This window comes from Streptomyces sp. NRRL B-3229 (assembly GCF_000719505.1).
GTDB classification, from domain to species: domain Bacteria; phylum Actinomycetota; class Actinomycetes; order Streptomycetales; family Streptomycetaceae; genus Streptomyces; species Streptomyces griseorubiginosus.
The window spans coordinates 95,969-115,862 of record NZ_JOGP01000026.1 but is presented as its reverse complement, the minus strand read 5'-3'; the positions used below and the strand labels follow the sequence as shown (position 1 = coordinate 115,862).

Annotated in this window: 17 protein-coding genes and 1 pseudogene; 13 read left to right on the top strand and 5 right to left on the bottom strand. The window is 71.5% G+C overall.

The window, feature by feature from the left end; genetic code table 11:
- Positions 1–72 precede the first annotated feature (72 nt).
- The 6 genes from IF54_RS0132625 to IF54_RS0132600 all read left to right on the top strand — a co-directional run bounded on the left by IF54_RS0132625 (position 73) and on the right by IF54_RS0132600 (position 6,960).
- On the top strand, positions 73–1,668 hold the full coding sequence (locus IF54_RS0132625; RefSeq protein ID WP_078852185.1) for an MFS transporter: 1,596 nt from the start codon (positions 73–75) through the stop codon (positions 1,666–1,668).
- Between the two features lie 122 nt (positions 1,669–1,790).
- Positions 1,791–2,423: a TetR/AcrR family transcriptional regulator gene (locus tag IF54_RS0132620; protein WP_030325384.1), complete on the top strand. Its 633-nt coding sequence runs from the start codon at positions 1,791–1,793 to the stop codon at positions 2,421–2,423.
- Positions 2,424–2,627: 204 nt separating this feature from the next.
- Positions 2,628–3,677 (top strand): endonuclease/exonuclease/phosphatase family protein, encoded by a 1,050-nt coding sequence (locus tag IF54_RS0132615; protein ID WP_030325382.1) that lies wholly within the window; start codon positions 2,628–2,630, stop codon positions 3,675–3,677.
- A gap of 95 nt (positions 3,678–3,772) precedes the next feature.
- Positions 3,773–4,993 (top strand): MFS transporter, encoded by a 1,221-nt coding sequence (locus IF54_RS0132610; protein ID WP_030325380.1) that lies wholly within the window; start codon positions 3,773–3,775, stop codon positions 4,991–4,993.
- A 129-nt stretch (positions 4,994–5,122) separates the two neighbouring features.
- Complete coding sequence (locus tag IF54_RS0132605; protein WP_030325379.1) at positions 5,123–6,142, top strand: ATP-binding cassette domain-containing protein; 1,020 nt, start codon at positions 5,123–5,125, stop codon at positions 6,140–6,142.
- Complete coding sequence (locus tag IF54_RS0132600) at positions 6,139–6,960, top strand: ABC transporter permease (RefSeq protein ID WP_030325375.1); 822 nt, start codon at positions 6,139–6,141, stop codon at positions 6,958–6,960. The genes IF54_RS0132605 and IF54_RS0132600 overlap by 4 nt, the downstream gene beginning before the upstream one ends.
- 18 nt (positions 6,961–6,978) lie before the next feature.
- Here IF54_RS0132600 and IF54_RS39915 read toward each other — a convergent pair.
- Positions 6,979–10,123 (bottom strand): annotated as a pseudogene (locus IF54_RS39915) (BTAD domain-containing putative transcriptional regulator).
- A 603-nt stretch (positions 10,124–10,726) separates the two neighbouring features.
- On the opposite strand from IF54_RS39915, the gene IF54_RS0132590 reads away from it, so the two are divergent.
- Complete coding sequence (locus tag IF54_RS0132590; protein ID WP_030325374.1) at positions 10,727–11,497, top strand: site-2 protease family protein; 771 nt, start codon at positions 10,727–10,729, stop codon at positions 11,495–11,497.
- Here the strand turns inward: IF54_RS0132590 and IF54_RS0132585 are convergent.
- On the bottom strand, positions 11,479–11,658 hold the full coding sequence (locus tag IF54_RS0132585; RefSeq protein WP_030325373.1) for a hypothetical protein: 180 nt from the start codon (positions 11,656–11,658) through the stop codon (positions 11,479–11,481). The genes IF54_RS0132590 and IF54_RS0132585 overlap by 19 nt on opposite strands.
- 86 nt (positions 11,659–11,744) lie before the next feature.
- Complete coding sequence (gene npdG, locus IF54_RS0132580; RefSeq protein WP_030325372.1) at positions 11,745–12,449, bottom strand: NADPH-dependent F420 reductase; 705 nt, start codon at positions 12,447–12,449, stop codon at positions 11,745–11,747.
- A gap of 167 nt (positions 12,450–12,616) precedes the next feature.
- Between npdG and IF54_RS0132575 the strand changes: the two genes are divergently transcribed.
- Both IF54_RS0132575 and IF54_RS0132570 read left to right on the top strand, forming a co-directional pair.
- Positions 12,617–13,219, top strand: coding sequence for a hypothetical protein (locus IF54_RS0132575; RefSeq protein ID WP_030325370.1), 603 nt, complete (start codon positions 12,617–12,619; stop codon positions 13,217–13,219).
- Between the two features lie 229 nt (positions 13,220–13,448).
- Positions 13,449–14,747: an MFS transporter gene (locus tag IF54_RS0132570; protein ID WP_030325368.1), complete on the top strand. Its 1,299-nt coding sequence runs from the start codon at positions 13,449–13,451 to the stop codon at positions 14,745–14,747.
- Here the strand turns inward: IF54_RS0132570 and IF54_RS0132565 are convergent, their stop codons facing one another.
- Positions 14,748–14,978: a hypothetical protein gene (locus IF54_RS0132565; protein ID WP_030325366.1), complete on the bottom strand. Its 231-nt coding sequence runs from the start codon at positions 14,976–14,978 to the stop codon at positions 14,748–14,750.
- 58 nt (positions 14,979–15,036) lie between these two features.
- Between IF54_RS0132565 and map the strand changes: the two genes are divergently transcribed.
- Entirely contained in the window at positions 15,037–15,894 is an 858-nt protein-coding gene (map, locus tag IF54_RS0132560) for a type I methionyl aminopeptidase (RefSeq protein ID WP_030325364.1), read from the top strand.
- A gap of 113 nt (positions 15,895–16,007) precedes the next feature.
- Positions 16,008–16,655, top strand: coding sequence for a heme oxygenase (biliverdin-producing) (locus IF54_RS0132555; RefSeq protein WP_030325362.1), 648 nt, complete (start codon positions 16,008–16,010; stop codon positions 16,653–16,655).
- Here IF54_RS0132555 and IF54_RS0132550 read toward each other — a convergent pair.
- Positions 16,652–17,308 (bottom strand): PhzF family phenazine biosynthesis protein, encoded by a 657-nt coding sequence (locus IF54_RS0132550; RefSeq protein ID WP_030325359.1) that lies wholly within the window; start codon positions 17,306–17,308, stop codon positions 16,652–16,654. The genes IF54_RS0132555 and IF54_RS0132550 overlap by 4 nt on opposite strands.
- 172 nt (positions 17,309–17,480) lie before the next feature.
- Here IF54_RS0132550 and efeO point away from each other — a divergent pair, with 172 nt between their 5' ends.
- Together efeO and efeB are read left to right on the top strand one after the other, a co-directional pair.
- Entirely contained in the window at positions 17,481–18,635 is a 1,155-nt protein-coding gene (efeO, locus tag IF54_RS0132545; RefSeq protein WP_030325357.1) for an iron uptake system protein EfeO, read from the top strand.
- A 10-nt stretch (positions 18,636–18,645) separates the two neighbouring features.
- Positions 18,646–19,893 carry an iron uptake transporter deferrochelatase/peroxidase subunit gene (gene efeB / locus IF54_RS0132540; RefSeq protein WP_030325354.1) on the top strand — a complete coding sequence of 416 codons (1,248 nt, stop codon included), beginning with the start codon at positions 18,646–18,648 and terminating at the stop codon, positions 19,891–19,893.
- Position 19,894: the final 1 nt, after the last annotated feature.

Sequence of the window (19,894 nt, the reverse complement as noted above, 5' to 3'; positions counted from 1 at the left end):
GGCACGTAAGGTCTCGGCAAAGAATTACGATACGAGACGGTGCCGTATCGGAAATCGTCTACGCTCGTCGGCATGACTACCGCAGTCCCTGACTCCCGGATCCCGGAGGCGGTGCACCGGCGCCGCTGGGCCATCCTCGGCGTACTGATGCTCAGCCTGCTGATCGTGGTGCTCGACAACTCGATCCTGAACGTCGCGATCAAGACGATCTCGACCCCCGCGCCGACCGGACTGGGCGCCACCCAGAGCGAGCTTGAGTGGGCGATCAACGCCTACACCCTGGTCTTCGCAGGGCTCCTGTTCACCGCCGGGCTGCTCGGTGACCGGCTCGGCCGCAAGAAGGTGCTGCTGGGCGGCCTGGTGGTGTTCGGCGCCGGTTCCGCACTCGCCGCGTTCTCCGGCTCGCCGGGCCAGCTGATCGCCTTCCGGGCGCTGATGGGCCTCGGTGCCGCCTTCGTGATGCCGGCCACGCTCGCCGTCCTGATGAACGTCTTCGAGCGTGACGAGCAGCCCAAGGCCATCGGCATCTGGGCGGGCGGGGTCGGTCTCGCCATCGCCATCGGCCCGATCACCGGCGGTGTGCTCCTGGACCACTTCTGGTGGGGCTCGGTCTTCCTGATCAACGTGCCGATCGTGGTGCTCGCCCTGGGGCTGATGCTGTGGCTGGTGCCGGACTCCCGCGACCCGAACCCGGGCCGGATCGACCCCGTCGGTGTGGTGCTGTCGGTCATCGGCCTGGTCCTGCTGGTCTACGGCATCATCAAGGGCGGCCAGCTCGCGGACTTCACGGACGGCACCGTGCTCGCGACCATGGGCGCCGGACTCGCCGTGCTCGTCGCCTTCGTGGTGTTCGAGAAGCGCAGCGACCACCCGTCGATCGACATCACCTACTTCAAGAACAAGGTCTTCTCGGCCGCGATCGGCGCCATAGGGCTGGTCTTCTTCGCGCTCATGGGCGTGACGTTCTTCTCCGTGTTCTACACCCAGAGCGTGCGCGGCTACTCGCCGCTCCAGACCGGTCTGCTGATGCTGCCGCTGGCCGCCGCGCAGCTGATCTTCGCGCCGCGCGCCCGGCTGGTCGTCGACCGCTTCGGCAACAAGGCGACCACGACGGGCGGCATGCTGCTGATCGCCGCGATGCTGGGTGCGTTCACCGTGCTGGACGCGGACACCCCGATCTGGCTGCTCGAGGTGATCTTCTTCCTCATGGGCACCGGCATGGCGCACATCATGACGCCGACCAGTGTCGTGATCATGCAGGCCCTGCCGCGCGAGAAGGCCGGCTCCGCGTCCGCGCTCAGCAACACCTTCCGGCAGGTCGGCGGCGCGCTCGGCATCGCCGTCCTCGGCTCGGTGCTCTCCACGGCCTACCGCGACGGCATCGAGTCCCACCTCGCGGCCGTTCCGGCGGGCGTACGGCACACCGCGGGCGAGTCCATCGAGGCCACCCTCGGCGTCGCCGCGAAGCTCGGCCCCCGGGGTGACGCCCTGGTCGGTCCCGCCAACGACGCCTTCCTGCACGCGATGCACGTCACCGCGCTGTGCGGGGCCGGGGTGGCGGTGGTCGGCGCCCTGGTGGTGGCGCTGTTCCTGCCGGGCCGGCCGACGGAGCCTCAGCGAGGGGCGGAGGAGCAGGAGTTGGTGACCGCGAGCGAGCAGGGCGAGTAGGGCGAGGAGGGCGTATCGGGCATGCAGGGCGTGCAGGGCGGACCGGAACGGCCTGATCCGGTCCGCCCGCACCGTCGCACCCGAGGGACAATCACCTCATCCGACAGAAAGGACCAAGCGACGTGAGCAGCCTCGCCGAGAGTCAGTCCGGGCCGGCGGTCCCGGCGCGGGGCCGCCCCCGCAGTGAGGCCGTGGAGCGGTCCATCATCGAGGCCGTCATCAAACTCCTGGAGGACGGCCTGCCGCTGTCGGAGCTCTCCATCGAGCGGATCGCCCGGACCGCGGGCGTCGGCAAGGCCACCATCTACCGCCGCTGGAACGGCAAGGAGGAGCTCTTCGTCGACGTCGTGCGCACCGCCGAGCCCGCGGACGCGGAACTGCCCGGCACCTCGATGCGGGACGATCTCGTGGCGCTCCTCGAACAGCTGCGGCAGCGCGGGCTGATGACCCGTTCGTCGGCGCTGCTGCACAACGTCTTCGCGCAGATGAAGAGCAGCCCCAAGGTGTGGAACGCCTACCACGCCATCGTCGTCGCCCCGCGGCGCCAGAAGCAGCTCGACATCCTGCGCCGGGGGCAGGCGAACGGCGAACTCCGCGCGGACATCGACCTGGATCTGCTCAACGACCTGTTCGTGGGGCCGATGTTGTTCCGCACGATCATGCTGCCGGGTTCCGCGCTCCCCGAGGGCCTGTCGGAACAGATCGTCGACAGCGTCCTGGAGGGGCTACGGCCCGTCAGCTCGCGCGTTCCGTAGGAGCCGTGTGCGCGTTTGGTCACAGAGGGCGCTTTCCCGGCCGGGATCCGGAACTCGGTGCACCCACTTGTACGTCATCGCCCCCGTACGGTCGTCATGGGACGACGAGACGGGAGCCGATCATCCCCTAGGGTCTTACGGGGTGTCTGACACCCTCCGGCGACGGGGTTGAACGGTGTGCACGGCAGGTAGTGAGGCGACGGTATGGCGCAGCAGGCGTACGTGACGGAGACGGCGGACGGCGGCTCGGGACCCGAGCGCCAAAGAGGCCGGTTCCGGCGCCTGCTCGGCGGTACGGCGTCCGGCTGGCGCGGTGACCGGCGGATCTGGCGCCGCGGGATCGTGCTGGCCGCCCTCGCGGTGGTCGTGGCCCTGGTGATGCTGCTGCACGCGCAGATCCCGAACGCCGTGGGGAACCTGGGCAGTCTCACCGAGACATTCCTGCCGTGGCTGGGCCTGTTCGTCCCGGTGCTGCTCCTGCTGGGCTTCCTGCGCAAATCGGCGACCGCGCTGATCGCGGTGGTGCTGCCGGCGGCCGTATGGCTGAACCTCTTCGGCGGGCTGCTCTCCGACAAGAACGGCACCGGTGGCGACCTGACGGTGGTCACGCACAACGTCAACGCCGACAACGCCGATCCGTCCGGCACCGCCCGGGACGTGGCCGCCTCCGGCGCGGACGTGGTGGCACTGGAGGAGCTGACCGCCTCGGCGGTGCCGGTGTACGAGAAGTCGCTGGCGTCGACGTACAAGCACCACGCGGTCGAGGGCACGGTCGGGCTGTGGAGCAAGTACCCGCTGACCGGGGTGAAGGCGGTCGACATCAAGCTCGGCTGGACCCGGGCGATGCGCGCCACCGTGACCGCGCCGGACGGGCAGGTCGCGGTGTACGTGGCTCATATGCCGTCCGTACGGGTGAAGATGGAGGCCGGGTTCACCGCCCGGCAGCGCGACACGAGCGCCGACGCGCTCGGTGAGGCCATCGCCGACGAGAAGCTCCCGCGCAAGATCCTGCTGGGTGACCTGAACGGCACGATGAACGACCGCGCGCTGAACGCGGTCACCTCCCAGATGCGCTCCACGCAGGGCGCGGCGGGCAGCGGCTTCGGGTTCAGCTGGCCGGCGTCGTTCCCGATGGCGCGGATCGACCAGATCATGGTGCAGGGCGTGGAGCCGGTGAGCTCGTGGACGCTGCCCGAGACCGGCAGCGACCATCTGCCGGTGGCGGCCCGTGTGAACCTCGCCACCTCTTCGTAACCCTGGGGAAGCCTGGGACGGGCATCCTTTGTTCCGGTAATGAACATATGCTGATACGGAACTCCGCTCCCCCGTTCGAAAGGCTCGACCTCTTCATGCCTCTGGCCCTGCTCGCACTGGCCGTCGGCGCTTTCGGTCTCGGTACCACCGAATTCGTCATGATGGGCCTGCTGCCCGACGTCGCCGACGACCTGGGCATCTCGATCCCCACCGCCGGTCACCTCGTCTCCGCGTACGCGCTGGGCGTGGTGATCGGCGCCCCGCTGCTCGCCGCGGTCACCGCCCGGATGTCCCGCCGCAAGGTCCTCATCGGCCTGATGGGGCTGTTCGTGGTCGGCAACGCGGCCTCCGCGTTCGCCCCCGGCGAGTACGCGCTGCTCGCCGCCCGCTTCGTGAGCGGCCTGCCGCACGGCGCCTTCTTCGGCGTCGGCGCGGTCGTCGCCACCGGCATGGTGGCACCGGAACGCAAGGCCCGCTCGGTCTCCCTGATGTTCCTCGGCCTGACCCTCGCCAACATCGCCGGTGTCCCCGTCGCCACGCTCATGGGCCAGCACCTGGGCTGGCGGGCCACCTTCCTGGGCGTCAGCGCGATCGGCCTGGCGGCGATCGCCTCCCTGGCCCTGCTGATCCCGCACGACCACACCCACGCGCCCCGGGTGGGTCTGCGCGGCGAGGTGGCCGCCCTGCGCTCGCTCCCGGTCTGGCTGGCCCTCGGCACCACGGTCGCCGGGTTCGGCGCGCTGTTCGCCGCGTACAGCTACATCACGCCGATGCTGACCGGCGCGGCGGGCTACGCCGACTCCAGCGTGACCGTCCTGCTCGCCCTGTTCGGCGTGGGCGCGACGGCGGGCAACCTGCTCGGCGGCAGGCTCGCCGACCACTCCCTGCGCGGCACCCTGTTCGGCGGCCTGACCTCCCTGGTCGTGGTCCTCGCCCTGTTCCCGGTGCTGATGTCGACGCAGTGGAGCGCCGCGCTCGCGGTGGTCCTGCTGGGCACGGCGGCCTTCGTCACCGGTTCCCCGCTCCAGCTCATGGTCATGGAGAAGGCGTCCGCCGCCCCCTCCCTGGCCTCCTCCGCCAACCAGGCCGCGTTCAACCTCGCCAACGCCGGCGGTGCCTGGATCGGCGGCCTCGCCCTGGCCGCGGGCCTCGGCGTGACGTCCCCCGCGCTGACGGGCGCCGGCCTGGCCGTACTGGGCCTCGGCGTCGCCGCGGTGGCGGCGGTCGTGGACCGGCGACGCGTGACCGCCCCGGCCGGCCGCGAACGCGTGGTCGCGACCCATCTGCCGGAGCAGGCGGAAGCCGTACGGTACTGAGTTCTCGTACGACGAGGAGGGCGCCCGGCGGACACCGGGCGCCCTCCTCTTCTGCTCTGTCGGCGGGCTGTCGGCCCCTGTCGGCGGCCTGTCGGTGGTTTGTCGGTGGCGGCTGGGAGTGTTCTCGGCATGACGCGAATCGACAAGAACCCCCAGAGCGGGGACTCCGCCGTTTCCGTGCGGGGGCTGGTCAAGCACTACGGCGAGACCAAGGCGCTGGACGGCGTCGACCTGGACGTGCGCGAGGGCACCGTGATGGGTGTGCTCGGACCGAACGGCGCCGGGAAGACCACCCTCGTACGGATCCTGTCCACCCTGCTCACCGCCGACTCCGGCACGGCGACCGTCGCCGGGTACGACGTGGTGCGCCAGCCCCGGCAGCTGCGGAAGGTGATCGGACTCACCGGCCAGTACGCCTCGGTGGACGAGAAGCTCCCCGGCTGGGAGAACCTCTACATGATCGGGCGGCTGCTCGACCTGCCCCGCAAGGAGGCCCGCAGCCGGGCCGACGAACTGCTGGAGCGGTTCTCGCTGACGGACGCAGCGAAGCGGCCGGCGAGCACCTACTCCGGCGGTATGCGGCGCCGCCTCGACCTCGCCGCCTCGATGATCGGGCGCCCCCAGGTGCTCTTCCTCGACGAACCCACCACCGGTCTCGACCCGCGCACCCGCAACGAGGTGTGGGACGAGGTCAAGCGGATGGTCGGTGACGGCGTGACCGTCCTGCTGACCACCCAGTACATGGAGGAGGCCGAGCAGCTCGCCTCCGAGCTGACCGTCGTGGACCACGGCAAGGTCATCGCCGAGGGCGCCATCGAAGCGCTCAAGGCGAAGGTCGGCGGACGCTCGCTGCGGGTACGGCCCGTGGACCCGGCGCAGCTGCGGCCGCTCGCCGGCTGGATCGACGAGCTCGGCATCACCGGCCTCGCCACCAGCACCGTGGACACCGACAGCGGCGCCGTCATCGTCCCGATCCTCAGCGACGAGCAGCTGACCGCCGTGGTCGGCGCGGTCACCGCGCGCGGGGTCACGCTCTCCTCCATCACCACCGAACTGCCCAGCCTGGACGAGGTGTTCCTGTCCCTCACCGGCCACCGCGCCAGTGCCCCGCAGGACGCCACGCCCACCCTCGAGGAGGTCGCCGTATGAGCGCCGCCACCACCGCCACCCCCGTTCTCGAAGTCGACGCCCGCATCCCGCTGCGCGGCCACCTGCGCCACACCGGCGCCCTCGTCCGCCGCAACCTGCTGTGGATCCGGCAGGACCCGGAGTCGATGTTCGACGCCCTGCTGATGCCGGTCGTCTTCACCCTGCTGTTCGTCTACGTCTTCGGCGGCTCGATCGGACAGGCCCTGGGCGGCGGACAGGACGGCTATGTCCAGTACGTCATCCCGGGCATGATCGCGATGATGAGCATGACGCTGTCCCAGGGCGTCGGCACCGGCTTCAGCCAGGACTTCAACTCCGGTGTCATGGACCGCTTCCGGTCCCTGCCGATCGGCCGCGGCTCGGTGCTGTTCGCGAAGATCTCCGTCGAGCTGCTGCGGATGCTGTTCGCGACCACCGTCCTGATGATCGTGGCCGTACTGGTCGGGTTCGACATCCACCACTGGGCCGGGCTGTTCGCCGCGGTGGGTCTGTCCGCCGTGTTCGCCTCGTCGATCATGTGGGTGTTCCTCACCCTGGGCGTGGTCCTGAAGAACGCGCAGTCCGTGCAGGCGATGGGCTTCCTGGTGCTGTTCCCGCTCCAGTTCGGCTCGTCGATCTTCGCGCCGACGGCGTCGATGCCGGGCTGGCTCCAGCACTTCACCGACTACAACCCGCTGTCCACGCTCGCCGACGCGGCCCGCGGCCTGATGGTCGGCGGCCCGGTCGCGCACGACCTGTGGATCACGCTCGCCTGGTCGGCGGCGATCACGGCGGTGGCGGCACCGTACGCCATCCACAAGTTCCGTACGAAGAACTGAAGTCGGCGCCGATGCGCGTCACACCAGGGCGGCGGCCTCCTCAGGAGAGAGGCCGCCGCCCTCCGTGTACGCCGACTCGTAGGCCGCGTCGCCGAGCACAGCCCGCAGGTCCCGCTCGGCATTGCTCCGCAGGGTGCGCTCGATGCTCGTCGGGGCGTGTTCGGCGGGCAGCAGTACGTCGCCGGCCGCGAGGCAACGGGCACCGTCCAGGGCGCGGGCACCCCCGTCGGCCCCGGCCAGGGCGAGCCCGGCGGTGTGCAGGTACAGGGTGCGCATGTGCGGGGCGATGGTCAGGGCAAGCGGGTCCTCGGACTTCTTCAGCGCCCGGCGCGTCAGCCGCAGGGACTCCTCGTAGCAGCCGTCCACGGCCTCCAGCCAGGCTTCCGAGCCGAGGATGAAGGCGTCGAAGATGACGAAGTGCGCAATGCCGAACTGCTGCCGCAGCAACCGGAGTTGTTCACGCGCCTCGGGAATCCGGCCGGTCATCCCCAGTCTGCCCGCGAGGAACATCCGGGAGGCGGGCATCGCCTCGTTGCGGGCACCGTCCTGGTCGGCGATCACCTCGCGCAGCAGCAGTTCGCCCCGCTCGGCCGCCCCGGGCTCCCCGGTCTCCAGCAGGGCGCTGCCCAGCCGGGCGTTGAGCACGGACCGCTGGGCGCGGGCACCGAGTTGCTCGGCCCGCTCGATCGCCCGCTCGTAGTCGTCGGCGGCCGCCCGCCACTCGCCCCTGCGCTCATGGGCCTCGGCCCGCGCGGACAGGGCCTCGGCGGTCCCCCACAGGTCACCGAGCCGCTCGTAGATCCCCAGGGCCTCCTCGGCGTCCTGGATGGCGTCACCCGCCCAGTCGGACCGGTTGGCCAGCAGGTTGGCCCGCCACTGGAGGGCCGCGGCGAGCTCCCACTCGTAGCCCGGGGTGGCCCGGCAGGTGTCGACGGTCGCCTTGATGACGGCCCGCAACCGGTCCATGTCCCCGGTGAGCATGATGGCGAAGAACCACAGCGAGCCCGGCATCCGGCAGGTCTGCGGCATGCCGGGCTCGTAGGTCGTGGCGATGGACCGCAGCTTGGCCTGCGCGTGCTGGTTCTGCCAGGCGTCCAACTCGGTGTCCATGCAGGCGAGGTGGACGAGATGGGCGCCCCGCCGGGCCTCCTCGAGAACCTCGCCGGTCCACGGCGGCGGGCTGTCCGTGCAGCGCTCCCACACCGGCAGTGCGGGCCGGACCGGCTCGGTGAACGGGTCGGTTCCGAGCCCCTGCACCTCGCGGGACCAGTTGCGGGCCTCGATCCGCAGGTCACGCATCTGCCAGTACCAGGCGAGCGACAGGACCAGACACAGCCCCTCCTGCTCGTCCCGGGCGGCGACGGCCCGGCGCAGGGCGGTACGGAGGTTCTCGTACTCGCGCTCCAGGCGCCGGATGGCGTCCAGTTGACGGGGTCCGCGCAGCAACGGGTCGGTGGTGCGGGCGAGTTCGCGGTAGTACGTCAGATGCGCGCGCTCGGCGTCGGCGCGGACGCCGTCCCTCTCGTCGAGGCGTTCGCCGGCGTACTCGGCGACGGTCTCCAGGAGCCGGTAGCGCATCCCGCCGTCCGCCTCGCCGGGTGAAGGCGCCGCCACGACCAGGGACTTGTCGACGGCCGGAGGTCAGCAGCCGGAACCGGTCGTCGAGCCGGTCGGCGATCTGCCGGGGCGTCAGCATCCGCAGCCGGGCAGCGGCCAGCTCGATGCCCAGCGGAAGCCCGTCGAGCCGCCGGCAGATCTCGGCACACGCCTCCGGATCCTCCTCCACCCGGAACCCGGGCCGGGCCGCGGCCCCCCGGTCGGCCAGCAGCCGCAGCGCGACCGGCTGCGGCAGCGGCTCCACGGGACGCAGCAACTCCCCCGGCACACCGAGGGGTTCACGGCTGGTGGCCAGCACGGTCAGGCCCGGGCAGCGCTCCAGGAGCGTCTCCACCAGCCGGGCGGCCGCGTCGACGACATGCTCGCAGTTGTCGAGGATCAGCACCATCCGCCGCCTGCCGCAGTGCTCGGCGAGCCGCTCCACGGGATCGTCGTGCCGTTCGCTGCCGGCAGCCCTGATCGCCTCGGCACCGGCGCCGTACAGCACGGTCTCCCGGGCACCGACGGCGGTCAGCACCGCCTCGGGCACGGCGTCCGGATCGTCCACGGGAGCGAGTTCGGCCAGCCACACCCCGTCCTGGGCGGCCTCCCCCACGCTCTCCCCGGCCTCCTGCGACAACCGGGTCTTCCCGGCCCCACCGGCCCCCAGCAACGTGACGAGCCGCGCCCTCGCGAGGTCCCCGCGAATGGCCTCGATATCGGCTTCCCGCCCGACGAAGGAGGTGAGACGGGCGCGGAGGTTACCGGCCGACGGGCGGTGCGCACGGACCGGCTCCGGGTCGGGTTCCGGCTCCGTTTGCAGCAACTCCCCGTGCAGGGAGCGCAGTTCGGGCCCCGGGTCCGCTCCCAGGCGGTCCGCGAGCAGCTGCCGTACGTCCTCGTAGGCGGCCAGCGCCTCCGCCGTACGGCCGGTGTCGCGCAGGGCGCGCAGCCGGAGGGCCTGGAGGGGCTCGTCCAGGGGGCGGCTGTCGCACAGGGCGGTCAGTTCGGGGAGCGAGTGCTCGGCCTGGCCGAGGGCGAGCGCGGCGGCGTGACGGGCACGCAGGGCGTCCAGGCGCCGGGCCTCGGCCCGGGCCGCGTGGGCCGTACGGTCGGGGAGGTCGGCCAGGGCCGGGCCGCGCCACAGGGCGAGGGCGTCGTCCAGGACCGCGGCGGCCTTCGCGGGGTCGTGGTCGGCCAGCGCGTGAGTGCCGTCGCCGACGAGCCGCTCGAAACGGTGCAGGTCGATGTCGTCCGGGGCGGCCGCCAGCCGGTAGCCGCCGTCCACCGACCCCACGGCCTCCGCCCCGAGCGCTCTCCTAAGCCGCCCCACCAGCGCCTGCACCGCGCCGGTCGCGTCGGCGGGCGGCTCCCCGTCCCACACCTCGTCCACGAGAACGCTCACCGGGACGGTACGGCCGGGCCGCAGCGCGAACACGGTCAGAAGAGCACGCAACCGCGCACCACCGACGGGAACGGAGGTGCCGTCGGGGCGGAGTGCCTGGGTGGTGCCGAGGATGCGATAGCGCACGGTCCCATTGTCTCTGTTGAGGTCGGGGGCGGTCACGGAGTTAATCGAACGGGGTGTCGGGGGCGCGCCTAGGGGGGTGCCGGGCGCGGTTGATTGGCGAGTGCGGGTGCGTTGGGGCTGGTCGCGCAGTTCCCCGCGCCCCTGGGGAGTTGCGGCCGACCTGCGCCATGACAGGACCGTCAGCCGTCCCCGCCCGCCCCACCGGACCGTTCCACCGCGCGCCCGTCACCACTGGACCCACCGCCATGCGCGCCCGCCCCCACCGGACCCTTCCGTCGCGCGCGCCCGCCCCCACCGGACGGTTGGCCGCGTACGGCGTGAAGGGGACGGGGTGGGGGGTGTCCGCCCGCAGCGGCCGGCGTCCGGAACCGGGTGCCTTGGAATCGACCGAGCCGCCGGACCGAGGACGGACACCCCCCACCCCGGCACCGACCCACCCACCACACCGCACGCGCTGCACCCGCCCCCACCGGACCGCGACGGGCCGCCGCAGGCCCCCAGGGGCGCGGGGAACTGCGCAAAACGCCCGCCCCCACCAAGCCGCAGACAAACGACAACCGGAACCCCCGCCCCACCCCCACACGTTCCCCCACATGCCCGGTACCGTCGGGCCGTCCCCCCGCGAGTACAGGGAGCCCCATGACCACCGCCACCACCCGCCACAGCGACCGGCGAATCAGCCCCGTGTTCCTCGGGATCGTCGCCGTCACGGCAGTGACCGGCTGGGCCACCTGGACCGGCTTCGCCGAGGAGCCCGGCATCGCCGTGTTCCTCTTCGTCACCGGCGCCTGGATCGTCTCCCTGTGCCTGCACGAGTACGCCCACGCCCGCACCGCCCTGCACAGCGGTGACATCACGATCGGCGCCAAGGGCTACCTCACGCTGAATCCCCTGAAATACACCCACGCCCTGCTCAGCATCGTGCTCCCCGTCATCTTCGTGATCATGGGCGGCATCGGCCTCCCCGGCGGCGCGGTGTTCATCGAGCGCGACCGGATCCGCGGCCGCTGGCGGCACAGCCTGATCTCCGCGGCCGGCCCCCTCACCAACGTCCTGTTCGCGCTCGCCTGCACGGCCCCGTTCTGGCTGCACTCCCTCGACGGCGTCCCCCGGGAGTTCAGCGCCGCGCTGGCCTTCCTCGCCCTGCTCCAGGTCTCCGCCGCGATCCTGAACTTCCTGCCGGTCCCGGGCCTGGACGGCTACGGCGTCATCGAGCCCTGGCTGTCCCACAACGTCAAGCGCCAGATCGAACCCTTCGCACCCTTCGGCCTGCTGTTCGTCTTCGCCCTGCTCTGGGTGCCCCAGGTCAACGCCGTGTTCTTCGACCTGGTCGACGCGGTCCTGCGCGGTCTCGGCGTGAGCGATTACGAGGCCTCGTACGGCTGGAGCCTCTACCGCTTCTGGAGCTGAGCGCCCCGCCCCCGCTTCAGGTAGTACCAGCACATGTTCGACGACAGCCCCGCCAGCAGCACCCACACGACGCCGAGCCAGCTGCCCTGGACGAAGGAGACGACCGCCGCGGCCACGGCGAGGAGGCAGACGGCGAGGGCGTAGAGGGCGAGGCGGGGCATGTCGACGGGCTCCTGTCAGGGGGACACTGCTGCACTGCGACGACCAGTGTCCCCCATCCCCTCACACCTCCGTGTGCCCCGTCCCGTCACACGTCCGTGACCCGCAGCCCCGCATGCGCCTTGTACCGCCGGTTCACCGAGATCAGGTTGGCGACCAGTGCCTCGACCTGGTGGGCGTTGCGCAGCCGGCCCGCGAAGACGCCCCGCATCCCGGCGATGCGCCCGGCGAGCGCCTGGACGATCTCGACGTCCGCGCGCTCCTCGCCCAGCACCATCACATCGGTGTCGATCTCCTCGATCGCCGGGTCCTGGAGGAGCACCGCCGACAGGTGGTGGAAGGCGGCGGTGACCCGGGAGTCGGGCAGCAGGGCGGCCGCCTGTTCCGCCGCGCTGCCCTCCTCCGGCTTCAGCGCGTAGGCGCCCTTCTTGTCGAAGCCGAGCGGGTTGACGCAGTCGACGACGAGCTTGCCCGCGAGGTCCGCGCGCAGGGACTCCAGTGTCTTGCCGTGGCCCTCCCAGGGCACGGCGACGATCACGATGTCACTGCGGCGCGCGGTCTCGGCGTTGTCGGCGCCCTCGACGCCGTGGCCGAGTTCGGCGGCCGCGGCCTGCGCGCGGTCGGCGGCCCGGGAGCCGATGATCACCTTCTGTCCGGCCCTGGCGAGCCGGTAGGCGAGGCCCTTGCCCTGCGGGCCGGTTCCGCCGAGCACGCCGACGACGAGCCCGGAGACGTCGGGGAGGTCCCACGGGTCCTTGGCGGGAGCCTTCTGTGCACTGTCGCTAGAGGTCATGGGCCGACCTTACGTGCGCCCCGCCGACCCGCACCGCACAGGTGGGCGGCGTCACGGACGCCCACCGGCACACACACGGCAACGCTGACAGCCCTCCCTGCCCGGTTCGGGGGAATCCGGGGTGAACCACCGGTCACTACGGACCGTTTGCGGCAGTATGCGGCCCCATGGACGCCGTACGGGTCGCGTTGTTGCGCGAGGTGCTCGCCGGGACCGAGTGGTGGGGGGCCACGCGCCGTTTCGGGGGTGTGCTGCGCGGCTCCGTCGTCTCGCACGGCGGTGGTCTGCTCCTGGTCGGCACGCCGGAGTACGAACCGTGGCACCTGGCGGCCCATCTGGTGGACGAGGCCGCGTGGTCGGGGACCCCGGAGCTGGCCCCGACGCTCGTACGGCACGACGCGCGTGCTTCCGACCCCGCGCATCTGTCCGTCGGTCCCGGCCGGCTGGCGGCGGCCCGGCGCGGTGAGACCCTCCTCGTGGTCTCCCCGACCGATCCGGACGCCCCGCTGCTGGAGCACGTCCACGACGCCCGGCGAGCCGGTGCGACGATCCTCGCCCTCGGTCCGGACGAGGGTGAACTCCCCGCGATGGCCCATGAGTCGCTCGCCGTGCCGGAGGCCACGGATCTCGATCTGGACACCGTGCAGCACCTGGTCAGTGCGGCGGCCGGGGAGAACGCGGTGCCCGCCCCGCGGGGCCAACGGCGTTTCCGGGACCGCCTCTCCCGACTGGCCGACCATCTGACGGCACCACCGCCGACCCGCTGGTGAGCGGGTGTGTCCGCGGCGAGGGCCGACGGCCCAGAAGCAGGCCTGACCGCGGCAGGGACCGGCGGCGCGAAAAGCAGGCGTGACCGCGGCAGGGCCTGAAGCCCCGGAAAGCAGGCGTGACCGCGGCGGGGACCGGCGCCCCGGACGGAAAGCAGGCGTGACCGCGACGGGACCGGCGGCGCGAAAAGCGGTTGCCGCTGCCGAGTTCCTGCCCGGACCATGGCCCTTCGTGACCGACGACCTCCCCGCACCCCCTTCCGGCCTGCGCGCCATGCTCCCGGACCTCGCCCCCTGGCGGGCCTCCCGGGACTTCAGGCGGCTCTGGTACTCGGGGCTGATCTCGAACTTCGGCAGCTTCCTGACCTTCGTCGCGCTGCCGGTGCAGCTGAAGGAGCTCACCGGTTCGGCCGCGGCGGTGGGCGCGATCGGTGCCGTGGAGCTGATCCCCCTGCTCGTGTTCGGGCTGTACGGCGGTGCGCTCGCCGACGCCTGGGACAAGCGGAAGCTGATCGTGTGGACGGAGGTCGGCCAGGGCCTGCTGAGCGCGGTTCTGCTGCTGAACGCGCTGCTGCCGGAGCCCGCCGTGTGGCCGCTGTACGCCGTCGCCGCGCTGTCCTCCGGCCTGGTCTCGGTGCAGCGCCCGGCGCTGGACTCGCTGTGGCCGCGGATCGTGGCCCACGACCACCTCCCGGCGGCGGCCTCGCTGAACTCCTTCCGCTGGACGGTCGGCGGAGTCGCGGGGCCGGCCCTGGCGGGCGTGGTGGTGGCGTACGCGGGGCTGGGCTGGGCGTACGGCGCCGACCTGCTGACGTTCGTCGTCTCGGTCGCGCTGGTGGTGCGGATCGCGGCCGCCCCCGCCTCCCACGAGGCGGCCAGGCCGTCGCTGCGGGCCATCGCGGAGGGGGCCCGGTACGCGTGGAGCCGCAAGGAGCTCCTCGGTACCTACGCCGTCGACCTGGCGGCGATGTTCCTGGCGATGCCGCTGGCCGTGCTGCCGTTCCTCGCGGACGAGCTGGACGCGGAGTGGTCGCTGGGCCTGATGTACGCGGCCGTCCCGCTGGGTGCGCTGCTGGTGAGCCTGGTCAGCGGCTGGACCGGGCGGATCCACCGGCACGGGCGGATGGTGGTCCTGGCCGCGGCCCTGTGGGGTCTGGCGATCGCGGCGGCCGGGGTGATGAGCAATGTCTGGCTGGTGCTGCTGTTCCTGACCGTGGCCGGCGGCTGCGACATGGTCAGCGGGATCTTCCGGGGGATCATGTGGAACCAGACGATCCCGGACGAGCTGCGGGGGCGGCTCGCCGGGATCGAACTGCTGTCGTACTCGGTGGGCCCGACCGTCGGCCAGGTGCGCAGCGGTGGGTTCGCCGCGTGGTGGGGCGTGCGGGCCTCCGTCTGGTCGGGCGGGGTGCTGTGCGCTGGGGCGGTGGGCCTGCTGGCCCTGTGTCTGCCGAAGCTGATGACGTACGACGCCCGCACGGACGAGCACGCGGCCCGGGTCAGGGAACAGCGGGCCGCCGCCCGGGTCTGATCAGTCGTCCTCGCGGCCGCCCGCCGGGGCGTCGTGCCACTTGGGGTCGTTCTCCCACTCCAGGTTGCGCTCGCGTGCCGTCTCCATCGCGTGCTCGGCCTCCGCGCGGCTCGCGTAGGGGCCGAAGCGGTCCTTGGCCGGGCAGTCCGGCCCCTCCTCGACCCGCTTGTGCTGGAGGCAGTAGTACCACTCGCCCGGCTTGCCGGCCGTGCGCTTCTTGAACAAGGCCATGTCCCGCTCCTCTCGCCACCGACATGTTCCCCCATCGCCGCTGGATAGACTCGTCGGCATGTCTGGCCAGTCACTGCTCGTGCCCGGGGCACTGTCCCCCACCCGTTCCGTGCCCGGAAACATCCGTCGCCCCGAGTACGTCGGCAAGCCCGCGCCGACGCCGTACACGGGTCCCGAGGTGCAGACCCCGGAGACCGTCGAGGCGATGCGGGTCGCCGGCCGTGTCGCGGCGCGGGCGATGGAGGAGGCGGCGAAGCTGATCGCGCCCGGGGTGACCACCGACGAACTGGACAAGGTGGCGCACGAGTACATGTGCGACCACGGCGCCTATCCGTCGACGCTCGGCTACCGGGGCTTCCCGAAGTCCCTGTGCACCAGCGTCAACGAGGTGATCTGCCACGGCATCCCGGACTCCACGGTGCTGCGCGACGGCGACATCATCAACCTCGACGTGACGGCGTACATCGGCGGGGTGCACGGCGACAACAACGCGACGTACCTGGTCGGGGACGTGGACGAGGAGAGCAGGCTGCTGGTCGAGCGCACCCGGGAGTCGCTGGCCCGCGCGATCAAGGCGGTCAAGCCGGGCCGCCAGATCAACATCATCGGCCGGGTCATCGAGTCGTACGCCAAACGCTTCGGCTACGGCGTGGTCCGTGACTTCACGGGCCACGGCATCAGCTCGGCCTTCCACTCGGGCCTGATCATCCCGCACTACGACAGCCCGCACGCGACGACGGTGATGCGGCCCGGGATGACCTTCACGATCGAGCCGATGCTGACGCTCGGCACGCACGAGTACGACATGTGGGACGACGGCTGGACGGTCGTCACGAAGGACCGCAAGCGCACGGCGCAGTTCGAGCACACGCTGGTGGTGACGGAGACGGGGGCGGAGATCCTGACGCTGCCGTAACCGGGGACAGAACCCGCCCTCTGCCGGGGGCGGGTTTTTCTTGTACGGTTTTACCGACAGAGCGTCGGCAAACCTATTGACTTAGGTAAGCCTAACTTCAGAGGATGTCCTGCATGGACTCGTTCTCGACACTCATCCGCACCGCGTCCCACGAGCAGCACGTGGAGGCGGAGACCTCGACGTTCATGAGCGACCTGCTGGGCGGCCGGCTCGGCGTGCAGGCATACGCGCGCTACACCGAGCAACTGTGGTTCGTCTACGACGCGCTGGAGACCGGCACCGGGAAGCTGGCGTCGGATCCGGTGGCGGGCGCGTTCATCCGGCCGGAGCTGTTCCGGCTGCGGGCGCTGGAGCGGGACCTGGCGCATCTGCGCGGGCCGCGATGGCGTGCGGGCCTGTCGGCGCTGCCCGCCACGCGGGCGTACGCGGACCGGGTGCGCGAGTGCGCCGACACCTGGCCGGCGGGCTACATCGCCCACCACTACACGCGCTACCTCGGCGACCTCTCCGGCGGCCAGATCATCCGGGACAGGGCGGAACGGACCTGGGGCTTCGCACGGAAGGGCGACGGCGTCCGCTTCTACGTCTTCGAGGAGATCCCGAACCCCGCCGCCTTCAAGCGGGCCTACCGCGGCCTCCTGGACGAGATCCGCGCGGACGACCTGGAGAAGCAGCGCGTGGTGACCGAGTGCAGGAAGGCGTTCGCCCTGAACACCGCGATGTTCAGGGCGCTCGGGGAGGAGTTCCCGCTGAGCGCCTAGCGTTCGGGCTGGCGCTCAAGGACGACGCGACCGCCGATCTCGACCCAGCCGTACGGCTGGGGGGCGGTGAGGATCTGGGAGCCCGCGCCCTGGGTGATGTTCAGGGCCCGGCCGAGTTCGTCGGTCAGCTGGAGGGCCGCCGCTCCGGTCGCCTCGTCCTCGTCGACCCCGTCGCCCCGGCCGGGAAATCCCCTGGCCCGGATCCGGCCGGCGGCCTCGTCCTCCCATGCCCAGGCGTAGATCCACTCACCGGCGGGAGGCACGACCAGGTCGTCGATCTCGGCGGCGGAGCCGTACTGCCGGAACGTCCGCGGGGCCGCCCACTCCGCCCGCGCCTCGATCCAGCTGAACTCGCCGTCGAGCCGCGCTCCCACGACCCCGGCGGCCGTGACCAGCTCGGGCACGTCGAGCAGCCAGGCCACGCCGACGCACGGGTAACCCGCGAACGCCAGCCGCGCGGAGGGCGTGTAGATGTCGATGACACCGCGCTCGGGGTCGTCCACGAACACGGTCTCGCTGAAGCCGAGTTTGGCGGCGAACTCCTGCCGCTCGCCCCGGTCCGGGAGCACGGATCCCTCGCGGACGACGCCCAGCTCGTTGCCGTAGCCGCCGTTCGGCGCGCAGAAGACGCGCAGCACGTCGTAGTCACTCACGGGGGAATTGAAGCACCCGCGCCGGGTCGGCCATGCAGGTGCGAGGGTCGCGCGGCGCCCGCGACCCACCCTCTTTGAATCTCCCTTGACCTGCCCTTGACGGTTATTTTAAGCCATTTTCAGGTAAGGCTCAGATAAGTTAGGCGAGCCTCACCAACCCTCAGGAGCTTGCATGCGTGCCGTCAGACTGTCCCTCGTCACCGCCACCGCCGTGGCGGCCCTCACCGCCGTCACGGGGTGCACGGAGAAGGGGAGCACCGGCGACAGCGACCGTGTGATCGACGTGACCGCCACCGACAGCAAGTGCGAGGTCTCCAAGAAGGAGTTCCCGGCGGGCCACGTCGAGCTGGCGATCGAGAACAAGGGCTCCAAGGTCACCGAGGTCTACGTCCTCTTCCCGGACGACCGGATCGTCACCGAGCGCGAGAACATCGGCCCGGGCACCAAGCAGAAGGTCACCGCCGAGGTGAAGGCCGGCGACTACACGATCGCCTGCAAGCCCGGCATGAAGGGCGACGGCATCCGTCAGACCGTGAAGGCCACCGGCGGGACCGCCGCCAAGCGCGACCCGAGGCTGGACTCGGCCGTCGCCGCCTACCGCCAGTACGCGCAGGAGCAGGCCGACGCCACGCTGCCGCTGGCGAAGACGTTCGCCGCCGCGGTGAAGGCCGGTGACGTCGAGGCCGCCAAGAAGGCCTACGCGCCCTCCCGCATCGGCTGGGAGCGCACCGAGCCGGTCGCGGAGTCCTTCGGGAACATCGACCCGAAGGTCGACGTCCGCGAGGACGGCCTCGAGGGCGGCCAGAAGTGGACCGGCTGGCACCGCCTGGAGAAGTCCCTCTGGCAGGACAAGAAGATCACCGCCGCGGACAAGACCCTCGCGGACCAGCTGATCACCGACCTCACCGACTGGCAGCAGCGGGTCGGCAAGGCGGACATCACCCCGACCTCCATGGCCAACGGCGCCAAGGAACTCCTCGACGAGGTCGCCACCGGCAAGGTCACCGGCGAGGAGGAGCGCTACTCCCACACCGACCTCGTCGACTTCAAGGCCAACGTCGAGGGCGCCGAGAAGTCCTACGAGCTGCTGAAGCCGGTCGCCCAGGAGAACAACAAGGCCCTGGTCACCGAGCTGGACAAGCAGTTCGCGGCGCTGAACACGCTGCTCGACAAGTACCGCACCGACGCGCCGAATTCAGCACAGTACGACTTCACCTCGTACGACAAGGTCGGCGACGCCGAGCGCAAGCAGCTGTCGGACGGGGTGAACGCGCTCGCCGAGCCGCTGTCCAAGCTCGCCGCCGCCGTCGTCACCAAGTCCTCCTGAGGCAGGGGCCATGACCGACACAGACAAGGCCCCGGCTCCCTCGCGCCGCGCGCTCATCGGCTGGGGCGGAGCCGGGCTCGCGCTCGGTGCCGCCGCGGCCGGGGGCGCCGTCGCGCTGACCCGGGAGGGCGACGACCTCCAGCCGACGGCCGCCGAGGCGGGCGCCGCCGTCGACTTCCACGGCACCCACCAGGCGGGCATCGCCACGCCCGTGCAGGACCGGCTGCACTTCGCCGCGTTCGACGTGACGACCGAGGACCGCGCCGAGTTCGTGCAGATGCTCAAGGACTGGACGGCCGCGGCCCGGCGGATGACCGCGGGCAAGGCGGTCGGTGAGGGGGCGTACGGCGGTCTCGCCGAGGCGCCGCCGGACGACACCGGGGAGGCCCTGGGACTGAAGCCGTCGCGGCTGACGCTCACCGTCGGCTTCGGTCCGTCCCTGTTCGAGAAGTTCGACCTGGCCGGGGAGCGGCCCGAGGCGCTCGTGGACCTTCCGCAGTTCGCCGGGGACAACCTCGACAAGAACCGCAGCGGTGGCGACCTGTGCGTGCAGGCCTGCGCGGACGATCCGCAGGTCGCCGTGCACGCGATCCGCAACCTGGCCCGGATCGGCTTCGGCAAGGTCGTCATCAAGTGGTCGCAGCTCGGCTTCGGCAAGACGTCCTCGACCACCCCCGACGCGCAGACCCCGCGCAACCTGATGGGCTTCAAGGACGGCACCCGCAACATCGCGGGCACCGAGACGGACCGGCTGGAGAAGTTCGTCTGGGCCGACGGCAAGGACAAGGACTGGATGGCCGGCGGCTCCTACCTCGTCGCCCGCCGTATCCGCATGCACATCGAGACCTGGGACCGCACCTCGCTCCAGGAGCAGGAGGACGTCTTCGGCCGCGACAAGGGCGAGGGCGCCCCGGTCGGCAAGGCCAAGGAGCGCGACAAGCCGTTCCTGCCGGCGATGAAGCCCGACGCGCACGTCCGGCTCGCGCACCCCGATTCCAACGGCGGGGCGACGATCCTGCGCCGCGGCTACTCCTTCACCGACGGCACCGACGGTCTGGGCCGGCTGGACGCGGGGCTGTTCTTCCTGGCGTACATGAAGGACGTACGCGAGGGCTTCATCCGCATCCAGCGCCACCTGGCCACCGACGCGCTCAACGAGTACATCCAGCACGTGGGTTCGGCGGTCTTCGCCGTCCCGCCCGGCGTCCGCGACAAGGACGACTGGTGGGGCCGCACGCTGTTCTCCAAGGAGGCCTGAC

Excerpts from the sequence above, each read along its gene's own strand:
- IF54_RS0132625 (WP_078852185.1), top strand. The coding sequence starts at position 73 with ATGACTACCGCAGTCCCTGACTCCCGGATCCCGGAGGCGGTGCACCGG.
- IF54_RS0132615 (WP_030325382.1), top strand. The coding sequence starts at position 2,628 with ATGGCGCAGCAGGCGTACGTGACGGAGACGGCGGACGGCGGCTCGGGA.
- IF54_RS0132610 (WP_030325380.1), top strand. The coding sequence starts at position 3,773 with ATGCCTCTGGCCCTGCTCGCACTGGCCGTCGGCGCTTTCGGTCTCGGT.
- IF54_RS0132605 (WP_030325379.1), top strand. The coding sequence starts at position 5,123 with ATGACGCGAATCGACAAGAACCCCCAGAGCGGGGACTCCGCCGTTTCC.
- IF54_RS0132600 (WP_030325375.1), top strand. The coding sequence starts at position 6,139 with ATGAGCGCCGCCACCACCGCCACCCCCGTTCTCGAAGTCGACGCCCGC.
- IF54_RS0132590 (WP_030325374.1), top strand. The coding sequence starts at position 10,727 with ATGACCACCGCCACCACCCGCCACAGCGACCGGCGAATCAGCCCCGTG.
- IF54_RS0132585 (WP_030325373.1), bottom strand. The coding sequence starts at position 11,658 with ATGCCCCGCCTCGCCCTCTACGCCCTCGCCGTCTGCCTCCTCGCCGTG.
- npdG (WP_030325372.1), bottom strand. The coding sequence starts at position 12,449 with ATGACCTCTAGCGACAGTGCACAGAAGGCTCCCGCCAAGGACCCGTGG.
- IF54_RS0132575 (WP_030325370.1), top strand. The coding sequence starts at position 12,617 with ATGGACGCCGTACGGGTCGCGTTGTTGCGCGAGGTGCTCGCCGGGACC.
- IF54_RS0132565 (WP_030325366.1), bottom strand. The coding sequence starts at position 14,978 with ATGGCCTTGTTCAAGAAGCGCACGGCCGGCAAGCCGGGCGAGTGGTAC.
- map (WP_030325364.1), top strand. The coding sequence starts at position 15,037 with ATGTCTGGCCAGTCACTGCTCGTGCCCGGGGCACTGTCCCCCACCCGT.
- IF54_RS0132555 (WP_030325362.1), top strand. The coding sequence starts at position 16,008 with ATGGACTCGTTCTCGACACTCATCCGCACCGCGTCCCACGAGCAGCAC.
- efeO (WP_030325357.1), top strand. The coding sequence starts at position 17,481 with ATGCGTGCCGTCAGACTGTCCCTCGTCACCGCCACCGCCGTGGCGGCC.
- efeB (WP_030325354.1), top strand. The coding sequence starts at position 18,646 with ATGACCGACACAGACAAGGCCCCGGCTCCCTCGCGCCGCGCGCTCATC.